At 66.2% G+C, this 7099-nt stretch carries 7 protein-coding genes and 1 pseudogene; 3 read left to right on the forward strand and 5 right to left on the reverse strand.

The genetic code is table 11. The features are described from left to right. The first annotated feature begins 75 nt into the window (after positions 1-75). The 3 genes from artA to C487_RS20830 are packed head-to-tail and all read left to right on the forward strand — an operon-like array spanning position 76 to position 2169. Positions 76-1152, forward strand: a complete 1077-nt coding sequence (gene artA, locus C487_RS13150) for an archaeosortase A (RefSeq protein WP_006186278.1) — start codon at positions 76-78, stop codon at positions 1150-1152. Next, on the forward strand, positions 1145-1861 hold the full coding sequence (locus C487_RS13155; protein ID WP_006186279.1) for a metallophosphoesterase: 717 nt from the start codon (positions 1145-1147) through the stop codon (positions 1859-1861). The genes artA and C487_RS13155 overlap by 8 nt, the downstream gene beginning before the upstream one ends. After that, positions 1858-2169 (forward strand): hypothetical protein, encoded by a 312-nt coding sequence (locus C487_RS20830; RefSeq protein WP_162471317.1) that lies wholly within the window; start codon positions 1858-1860, stop codon positions 2167-2169. The genes C487_RS13155 and C487_RS20830 overlap by 4 nt, the downstream gene beginning before the upstream one ends. Positions 2170-2278: 109 nt before the next feature. On the opposite strand, the gene C487_RS13165 is transcribed toward C487_RS20830, so the two are convergent. From C487_RS13165 to C487_RS13185, 5 genes and pseudogenes are all read right to left on the reverse strand, one after another. Continuing rightward, positions 2279-3634, reverse strand: coding sequence for an NAD(P)/FAD-dependent oxidoreductase (locus tag C487_RS13165; protein WP_006186282.1), 1356 nt, complete (start codon positions 3632-3634; stop codon positions 2279-2281). A 137-nt stretch (positions 3635-3771) separates the two neighbouring features. After that, a complete protein-coding gene (locus C487_RS13170; RefSeq protein ID WP_006186283.1) occupies positions 3772-4491 on the reverse strand; it encodes an ABC transporter ATP-binding protein in 720 nt (239 codons plus the stop codon). After that, on the reverse strand, positions 4491-5219 hold the full coding sequence (locus C487_RS13175) for an ABC transporter ATP-binding protein (protein WP_006186284.1): 729 nt from the start codon (positions 5217-5219) through the stop codon (positions 4491-4493). The genes C487_RS13170 and C487_RS13175 overlap by 1 nt, the downstream gene beginning before the upstream one ends. Next, on the reverse strand, positions 5216-6373 hold the full coding sequence (locus C487_RS13180; protein WP_006186285.1) for a branched-chain amino acid ABC transporter permease: 1158 nt from the start codon (positions 6371-6373) through the stop codon (positions 5216-5218). The genes C487_RS13175 and C487_RS13180 overlap by 4 nt, the downstream gene beginning before the upstream one ends. Next, positions 6366-7010 (reverse strand): annotated as a pseudogene (locus tag C487_RS13185) (branched-chain amino acid ABC transporter permease); the annotation flags it as partial. The gene C487_RS13180 and the pseudogene C487_RS13185, both read right to left, overlap by 8 nt. Between the last annotated feature and the right edge of the window lie 89 nt (positions 7011-7099).

Here is a 7099-nt window from a genome sequence, read left to right on the forward strand (position 1 = left end):
CCCGGACGCTCCGCCCGCCCGAGCGTTCCGAGGCGTCAAGTTGATAGCGGGAGAGTTCGTCGGGTTCACGTGAGTATGTCGGCCCTCTCAGCGACGACCGCCGCAACCGTGCCGGCCGCCGATTTCGTGGCGACCGGGACCATGTCACCCATTCCGGCAGTCGTCGGCCAACTCGGACTCTCCGACTGGGTCGCCTGGATCGCGATCGGGACCTTCGTCGCGGCGATGGCGCTGCAGTGGTCCGGTGCCGTCGATCCGGCGCGATACGTCGCCGCAGCGGCCTGGTCGGTCTTCGGCGTCTACTGGCTCATGCTGGTGCCGTACTACTACGGCCACCTGCAGAGCCCACTCGAGACGCTGTTGGCACTCGCCGCGCTGCCGCTGTGTCTCTACACCGCCTACCTCCTCGTCACGGGCCGGGAGTCGCTGCTCTTGCTCTCGAAGGCCGTCGCGTTCATGGGACTGCTCTACCTGCCCGCCGAGACGATCCCCGTCGTTCGCACGTGGTTGATCGAGACGACCGCGGCACAGACCCACTTCGGGATGGAGTTGCTGGGGCACAGCCCCGGACTGACCGAAGGTGCGGACGGGTACATGAGCAAGTTCGACTTCGACCCCGAAAAGACGGTCACCGGGCGGACGACCTACATCATCATGGCCTGTACCGGGATCGGTAGCATGGCCATCTTCGGCGGCCTCATCGCCGCGGTCAACGCACCGCTCAAGCGGAAAGCAATTGCCTTCACGAGCGCGATCGGCATCATCTGGCTCCTCAACCTCTCCCGGAACGTCTTTATCGGGCTGGCCTCGCCGTGGGGCTGGTTCCAGCAGGACGTGTTCGTCTACATCGCGAGCGACTTGATGGGTGCTCCCGTGAGTCGCACGTCCTATCTCGTCGCCCACAACTTCATCGCCCAAACGCTGTCGATCGGCGCTCTGCTGGGCATTACCTACCTCGTCGTTCGCATCCTCCCCGAAGTCCTCGAGCCACTCGAGGATGTCCTCTTCGTGCTGACCGGCTCCGAGTACGATCTCGCGGCCGCGCTCGGCGAGGAAGGACACCCCGGCGGCGGTGCGGAGACGTCCCGGTCCGACCAGCGGTCGGCGGTCGACTCCGACGCCGCGTCCGGCTCCGACTCCGACGATGACTGACCACACGGCCGTCGACATCCCGTTCACGATCCACGACCGCGCCGTGTTCGTTCCCGCGGCCGAGACGCTCGTCGTCGCCGACATCCACCTCGGCAAGGCGGCCGCCTCGAGCGTCGAGGCACCGATCGATGACGGACGCGATGTCGTCGAGCGGCTTCGAGGACTCCTCGCGGAGACCGAACCCGCCACCGTCGTGGTCGCTGGCGACCTGTTACACTCGTTTTCGCGGCTTCCGCGGGGCGTCGAGCGTGACCTCGAGCGACTCGTCGCGACCGTCAAGGCGGCCGGTGCCGAGCTGATCGTTACGCCCGGCAACCACGACACGCTGCTCGAGGACGTGTTTTCGGGCACGACCGTCGGGGAGTACCGGCTAGCCGACGGTGACACGGTCGTCTGCCACGGCCACGAGCGCCCCGACGCGACGGCCGACCGCTACGTCGTCGGCCACGACCATCCGGCGCTGTCGATCGAGGGCCGGAAACTGCCGTGTTTCCTCTACGGGCCGGCGTGTGACGAAGACGCGGACGTCCTCGTCCTGCCGGCGTTTACGCGCCTCGCCGCCGGGGCGACGGTCAACGGGATGTCCGGCGTGGATTTCCAGACGCCGCTGGTCCAGTCCGCCGACGCGTTTCACCCCGCGGTCAGGGACGACTCGAGCGGCGATGTCCTGTGGTTCCCGCCGTTGGGGGAGCTACGACGGGTACTGTGACTGTCGAGGGACCCTCCCACCAGGTGGACGACGTTCGATGGCAGCGACTCTCGAGTTCACTGGCCGACGGCACGATCACGAGCGACAGCGCGCCGACGCGACCGGCGTTCGAGTCGGCGGCCGCCACCAAATTTTTGAAGAAATCGCTGAACGTGAGCAGCAAGACCGCGGCGGTGATGATCAAGATGAGGAACGCGAAGAATATGATCGCCGCTTGTCGCCCGGTCAGCGTCGTCCCTTCGAGAAAGTCGTCCATTGCCATGTCGGTTCCGTTCGTCTCCCGAGGGGACGGGACGAGGCGAAGTTAGTAGTTTCCCGCTCGCCGATGGCTGTCGTCGGCCGAAGCACGTCTCGGCGCGGCGGCGACACCGGGACGCCGCGGTTCCCGGTCGCCGACCGACTCGGACGAGAGTGCGGTCACCGCGACAGATCGTCGAGCACGGCTTTGGCTGCCTGCCGACCGCTCTCCATCGCGCCCTGAATCGACGACCACTGCGTGTAGTCGCCGGCGAGATAGACCGGCCCGGCGGGCGCGCGAACGTCAGGCAGCCGGTCGTAAATCCCCGGCGGCTGGTCGAACTGCGCGAACGGGACGCGCTCGGTGTGGAGCGCCTCGAGCGCGGCGAACCGTCGGTCAGGATACCACGACTCGAGGGCGCGTCGCGTCCGCTCGACGAGGGCGGCGTCCGACGCGTCCGGGCCGCGGTCGGCGTCGCTCCCGGTCGAGGACCCGGTGCCCTCGAACTGCTCGTCGAGGTAGGTCGCGCTGAGCAGCGTCGCCCCGTCGGGGGCGTACTCGGGCGCGACCGCGCTGTGTGGGACGACGTGGTTCGGCCCCCGATCGGTCGCGTTCAACAGGAGTCGCCGGCCGGTCTCGAGGTCGACCTCGGCCGGCAGCGCGTAGTATTGGGTGACACACCCCCGCCCGTCGGTCGGGATCGACGGAACGCCGGTGAGGTCGCGAGCGGTCGGCGGGTCCGTCGCGACGACGACCGCGTCGGCGTCGATCGATCCGCCGTCGGCCTCGAGCATGACACGACCGTCCACGCGCTCGGCACCGCTCGAGTCGGCGTCGGTCGCTGTGACCGACTCGACCTCGACGCCCGTTCTGATCGTGCCGCCGGCCTCGCGAACGCGGGTGGCGAGTTGGGTTGGGATCGCTTCCATACCGGTCGCCGGAACCACCGTCTCGCCGGCCGCAAGCGTCCGGAAGGTGTACTCGAAGACGCGTCTCGAGGTCGCGAGCGATCGGTCGAGCGTGATCCCCCCGTAGAACGGCGCGATGAAACCCTCGATGAACGCCTCTGAGAAGCCGCGGTCGCGGAGGAACGCGTCGATTCGCTCGTCGTCGCCGGCGAACAGGGCGTCCGGCTCCGTCCGCCGGAGTTCCCACCAGAGCCGGGCGACCCGGAGCGCGTCGCCAGCGGAGACGTACGGACTGGCCAGCGTCGATGGGATCGTTCCGGGCTCCCGAAGCGGGTCCGCCAGCGTCGATCGCCCGGTCGGACCGGCGACGGTGGCACCCGGGGCGAACCGCCGGAGGTCCAGCGCCTCGAGATCGAGTTCCGTCCGGACCGCCGGATAGGCGGTAAAGAGCACCTGAAAGCCGCGGTCGAATCGATAGCCGTCGCGCTCGAGGGTGCGGACCCGCCCCCCGACCGTCTCTCGGCGTTCTACCAGCGCCACGTCCACGCCGCCGGCGGCGAGGTGGCGCGCGGCGACCAGTCCGGCGAGTCCGCCACCGGCGACGACGACCTGCGGAGTCGAGCGCATGGGTGACCATCCGGCCGGCGGCGAATAAAATGGTCGACCCAACAATGCAGGCGCGTCGACGACAGTCCGGCCGGTCGTCCCTCGAGAGTGGCATCTACTGCCGGCGGACGCGTCGGAAACGGGCCGGGAAAGCACCGTCAGTGGACGCCGACGTACGCTTCGCGGACGTACTCGTTGTCGTGGAACTCCCCGTGGGTCCCCGACAGTTCGATCTCGCCGGTTTCGATCAGCGAGAGTCGATCGGCGTGGTTCAGCGCGAACGTCGCGTTCTGTTCCGCGAGCAGGATCGTCAGTCCCGTTTGTGCCTGCAGCGTCTCGAGGGCCGCGCCGATGTCCTGGATGACGACCGGGGCGAGGCCGAGCGTCGGTTCGTCGAGCATCAACACGTCGGGATCGCTCATCAGCGCCCGGCCGACGGCGAGCATCTGCTGTTCGCCGCCGCTCATGGTCTCGGCCTCCTGCTCGCGGCGCTCGTCCAGCCGCGGGAACAACTCGTAGACCATGTCGAGATCCGCTCGGACGCCGTCGCGGTCGTCGCGGAACTGAGCGCCCATCAGTAGGTTCTCGTGGACCGAGAAGTACGGGAACAGGTCCCGATTCTCGGTACAGTAGACCAGACCGTCCCTGACGATCCGCTGTGGGCTGACGGCGGCGAGATCGGCCCCGTCGTAGCGGATGGTGCCGTCGTAGTCGACGAACCCGGCGATAGCGTTGAGCATGGTCGTCTTTCCGGCCCCGTTTGGCCCGATCACGCCGTAGATCTCTCCCTCGTCGATCGACAGCGAGACGCCCGTCAATGCGTGTGACTTGCCGTAGTAGACGTCGAGGTCGTCGATCTCGAGTATCGGTTCGGTCATCAGAGTCCCTCCCCGGCGAGGTATGCCTCCTGGACCGCGTCGTTGTCGGCGATCTCCGCGGGCGTTCCCGCGGCGAGGAAGTCGCCGTTGTTGAGGACGACGACGCGATCGACGAGTTCCATCAGCCCGCCCATGTTGTGGTCGACGACGACCATCGTCATCCCGTCCTCGCGGAAGCGTTCGATCTGGGCGGCGAGTGCCCCGATTTCGGCCTGGTTCATCCCGGCGAACGGTTCGTCGAGCAGCATGAGTTCGGGCTCGGTCGCCAGCGATTTGGCGATCTCGAGCCGTCGAACGTCCGCATGCGGGAGTTCGCTCGGCATCTCGTGGAGTTTGTCTTCGATATCGATGCGTGCGGCGTACTCGCGGATCTCCTCGTCGCTCGCGCCACCGTGGAGCGAGCGGATACTGTTCGGGAGCGTGAACAGCCTGATGTTCTCGCTCACGGAGTACAGGTCGATCGGGTTCGACTCCTGTGAGACCCGCGAGAGTCCCTTGGTGACGATTTGGTGGGTCGAATCCGACGTGATGTCCTCGCCGTTGAACCGTATCTCGCCGTCAGTCACGTCGTACAGACCCATGATGCAGTTGAACACCGTCGACTTCCCCGACCCGTTCGGGCCGATCAGTCCGACGATTTCGCCCTCGTCGACTTCGAGCGAGAAGTCGTCGACGGCGACCAGTCCACCGAACGTTTTCGTGAGGTTGTCGACTTCCAGAACGCTCATTCGGACTCACCTCGAACGGCACCGAGACGGTGCCAGATCGCCCTGAACAGCCCGTCGCGTGCGAACACGAGCACGAACAGGACGATTAGCCACAAGAAGAGATACCTGACCGGCGTCGAATAGCCGTGGAGGACCTGGTGGTTGAGAACCTCGAAGAGGAACGCGCCGCCGAGCGGCCCGAGGATCGAGCTCATACCGCCGATAACGGCGATCGCGATCATCTCGATGCTGTTGTCGACGACGACGAACGTACTCGGGTCGACGTTCCCGGTAAAGCCGACCAGGAGGACGCCGCCGATCCCCATCGGCACCGAACTGAGCACGAACGACCAGAGCTTGAACTTCGTCGGATTGAGCCCCGCGGCGGACACCGCCGGTTCGTTTTCGCGGATCGCGATCAGGATCATTCCGAGGTTCGATCGGGCCATGAACGTCAATGCGAGCGCGATGAGCAGCATCGGAATCGCCATGTAGTAGTATCGCACCATCGGGTCCCAGGTGAAGACGTCCGGCTGGCCGAACCCGGGAATGCCCCCGAGCAAACTGAACGCCGTCGTCAGCCTGTAAAACAGGAGCACGGCGACGAACGTGATCAGCGAGAAGTACGGCCCCTCGAGCCGAAGCGTAGGCAGCGCGATTAACAGCCCGACCACGAGCGCGGCCAGCACCGACACCGATCCCGTGACCCAGATCGACAGCGTCGGATCGACGTGTACGATCAGGAGGGCCGTCGTGTAGCCGGCCGCGCCGGACAGCGCGGAGTGGCCGAAGCTGATGTAGCCGGTGTATCCGCTCTGGATGTCCCAACTCATCGCGAAGATGGCCCAGATACTGGCCAGCGCCAGCGTTCGCAGAAGGCCGCCGCCGAGGAGCGGGCCGACCATCGGAGCCCAGGTGCCCGCGGTGAGGAGTCCGGCGACGCTGACCGCGATCACGCCGAACTGCAGTCCCGACATCTCGCCGAAGTACGGCCCCAGCGATCGGTTGTACCCGTCTGCAACCGGATCGAGGACCCGGTCGATCGGTGCCAGCAGCCGCTCGAGCGTTCGACCGATCGGCCACAGAACCTGTCGCCGTAGCGTTCCGGCGACGCGACCGATTCGACCCGTTACCGTCGAGCAGACCGTTCCGAGGAGTAGTATCGTACTAATCATGGGCGAACTCCCTCCCGTAGAGTCCCTGCGGCATGAACAGCAGGAAGGCAACGAGCACGACGAGCGAGAGGATGCCTCGGAACCCGTGCCCGACGAACGTGACCGTGAACTGTTCGAGGAATCCGATGACGTACGCCGCGACGACGGACCCCTTGATCGACCCGATACCGCCGATGACGACGATCATAAACGCCAGCGCGAGCGGGTTGAGCCACATGAGCGGCGTCGCCCCGCCCGTCGAGCCGAGGATGATACCCGCGGTACCGGCGAGTGCGCCGGCGATGAGCCACGTCTTCGACCGGACCGAGTGAAGGTCGACGCCGGTCAACTGCGCCCCCCGCTCGCTCATCGAGGCCGCGAGGATCGACCGGCCGTCGTCGGTCTTCGTGATATAGTACCACAGCAGCCCGATCGCGATCCACGAGATGACGAACCCGACGAACTGAACGATACGGGGCCGCGCGTTGATCCCGTAGGGCTCGAGGTTTACGGCTCCACTGACGAGCGTCATGCCAAGCGGCGAGCTACCGAAGCGAATGAGGATGACTTCCGTCGCCGCGACCGCGACGATGACCGTCGCCAGAAACGTGATGACGACGTTTTCCTCGACCCAGCGGACGAGAATCTGATAGAGCCCCCGAGCGTGTCATAGAAAGCGTCACGTACGAAGCAGCAGGGTGCGGAAAGTGTGTCCAGCACAACCGCGACCCTGCAAGACGTTGCTTC

The sequence above is a fragment of the Natrinema pallidum DSM 3751 genome, from assembly GCF_000337615.1.
Classification (GTDB): Archaea; Halobacteriota; Halobacteria; order Halobacteriales; family Natrialbaceae; genus Natrinema; species Natrinema pallidum.